At 59.3% G+C, this 2378-nt stretch carries 3 protein-coding genes; 1 reads left to right on the forward strand and 2 read right to left on the reverse strand.

Going from position 1 to position 2378, the window contains the following annotated elements; genetic code table 11:
* The first annotated feature begins 23 nt into the window (after positions 1 to 23).
* The gene (locus WB528_RS18780; RefSeq protein ID WP_423889897.1) at positions 24 to 545 is read left to right on the forward strand and encodes a hypothetical protein; all 522 of its coding nucleotides are present in this window, start codon (positions 24 to 26) and stop codon (positions 543 to 545) included.
* A gap of 168 nt (positions 546 to 713) precedes the next feature.
* Here the strand turns inward: WB528_RS18780 and WB528_RS18785 are convergent, their stop codons facing one another.
* A complete protein-coding gene (locus WB528_RS18785) occupies positions 714 to 1208 on the reverse strand; it encodes a peptidoglycan-binding domain-containing protein (protein ID WP_423889899.1) in 495 nt (164 codons plus the stop codon).
* Positions 1209 to 1307: 99 nt separating this feature from the next.
* Positions 1308 to 2378 (reverse strand): PDZ domain-containing protein (locus WB528_RS18790; protein WP_423889898.1); only part of this gene is annotated, 1071 nt, incomplete at its 5' end.

Below are 2378 nucleotides of genomic sequence, written 5' to 3' on the forward strand. Positions count from 1 at the left end.
TCGCGCCTCTCGTCGTAGGCGGCTTGATTGCCGCTCCGCTCGCGATGCCGATTCTTCCCGTAAATGCCGCGGTGCAATATTCCCGCTTCTGGGATGTGGACGCCATCCATCCGGAAAATGTCCCGCTCGGCAAACTTCCGCAGCTTTTCGGCGACATGTACGGCTGGCGCCATCAAGTGCAGGCCATCGCGAAAGTATTCGACGCGCTGCCCGCCGCTGATCGCTCGCCATGCGCCATCCTCGCGCTGAATTATGGCGAAGCTTCAGCCGTGGATTACTTCGGTCCTGCGTATCATTTGCCGCCGGCCATCAGCGGACACAATCAATACGGCCTGTGGGGTCCGCGCGGGTATACGGGCGACGTCGTGATCACCGTCGGCTACACGGAAAGTCAATTACAGAACGCTTTCGACGAAGTCAGGCTCGCGGCGCGCATCTCACCGCCTTACGCCATCCCCGAGGAATCGAATCTCCCCATCTACATCTGCCGCAAACCCAAAGCCCCGCTGCCGCAAATGTGGCCCCGCCTCCGCTGGCTCGGCTGAAATTGCTCGCTGCGCACAAAACCCGGCCGGAAACCCTTTGGGATTATTCCATTAGGTGATGCACAACTACCGCTGCCATGCCGTCCCTGCGAGATGAAAGTTCGAACCAGGTGGGGACCATGAATTGTGAATGCGAAAGCGCAGTTGGCAAACGGGCTGCCTGTCGACTTACCGCCCGGGCGTTTTTGGTACAGGGGAAGAAGGATTCTGGCTGCTGGACGATTGCGTCCCGGACAGGACTGCCCGCGGCGCGCTCAACCCTGCCACGTCGGAGCCTAATCCGAGTTTTTGCAGGCTCAGCGCGTCGAGCTTGCCGGTTGGCAGAAGCCCATTCGCCGTCTGGAAACGTCGCAGCGCCTCTTGCGTGTTGTTATCCCATTTCCCATTCGGACTGCCGGAATAAAACCCCCCGCGCTCCAGCGCTGACTGGATTTCCTCGGTCCGATCTGCGGCCGGCTGCTTCGGCAGCGTTATGTGATGGCGCTTCTTCCTGCGATACCGCGAGCGTCGTTTGCGCGTCGACGTTGACGCTTTATAAGACGCGTTCCGCAATCTCGCTTTGCTCGATTTCGCGGTCGTGGCCTTGTGCGCTGCAGCATGGGTCTTCGCGTGCCCGCGCAGCCGGGTCGCATTCGCGCGCAACGGCGCAAACCAAAACACCACGGCCAGCAACGCGACTCCCACCAGCCCGCGTCTCGCCATTTTCAAAGCTCGCACCCGCAAATGCTCTCTCATTTGGCCCTTTTTACTAACCTGCAAATTCTACTCCCCGGCTCGCGGAATCGTCCCCGCCCGGAACACGGTGTACTGCTCTCCTGTTCCATCCGGATGCAAGACCTTAAACAGCACATCCTCGCCCGGCTTCAGCTTGGCAATTTCCCGCTTGTAATCCTGCAGATTCGTTATCGCCACGTGGTTGATTTCGACAATCACGTCGCCGCGCAGGAACTTGATGTCGTCCGCGAAACTGGCCGGTTCCACATCGCTGGCAATCACGCCCGGCTGGTTCGCGCTCAATCCCAGATGCCGCGAAATTTCCGGAGTCAGCCCTTCGACGTGCAGACCAAACGACGTCGGCGCTGTTTCCACATCACCCGAGACTGGATCTACGCCCGCCGAAGTATCGTCCGGGAAAATCTTGGACATGTCCGCGACGTTCACCGATACCGTCTTCACTTTCCCGGCCCGCACGTAACTCAGCGCCACCGCATGCCCCACCGGCGTTCCAATCACCGGATTAATCAGATCCGATCCGGCGCGCACCGCATGCCCATTGATCTGCGTGATCACGTCGCCCGGCTGAATCCCTGCCCTCGACGCTGGACCACTCGGCGCTACATATTGCACCACTACGCCATTCGGCGCGCCTAGTTCCTTGTGCAACAGCACGTCGCTCGTCTGGTCATCCTGGAACTTAATTCCGATCGAACCGCGTGTTACGTGTCCTTGCGTAACTAACTGGTTGTAAATGTTGATCGCTGTATTCGACGGCAGCGCGAATCCCACTCCTTCAAACCCGCGGCTGCCCGTATAAATCGCGGTGTTAATCCCAATGACCTCGCCGGCCAAATTCACTAGCGGGCCGCCCGAATTTCCCGGATTGATCGCCGCATCCGTCTGAATAAAATTTTGGAATTGCGAGTTGCCGATGTTCTGCCGGTTCGTCGCGCTGATGATTCCCGCTGTTACGGAGCCGTTCAGCGAAAACGGGCTGCCGAATGCCAGCACCCAGTCGCCTACTTTCGATCCTTCCGAATTCCCCAGCCGCGCGACCGGCAAATCGTGCCCCGCGTCGATTTTGACTACCGCGAGATCCGTCTGCTTGTCGTAACC

This window comes from Bradyrhizobium sp. (assembly GCF_049586575.1).
Taxonomy (GTDB): Bacteria; Pseudomonadota; Alphaproteobacteria; order Rhizobiales; family Xanthobacteraceae; genus Bradyrhizobium.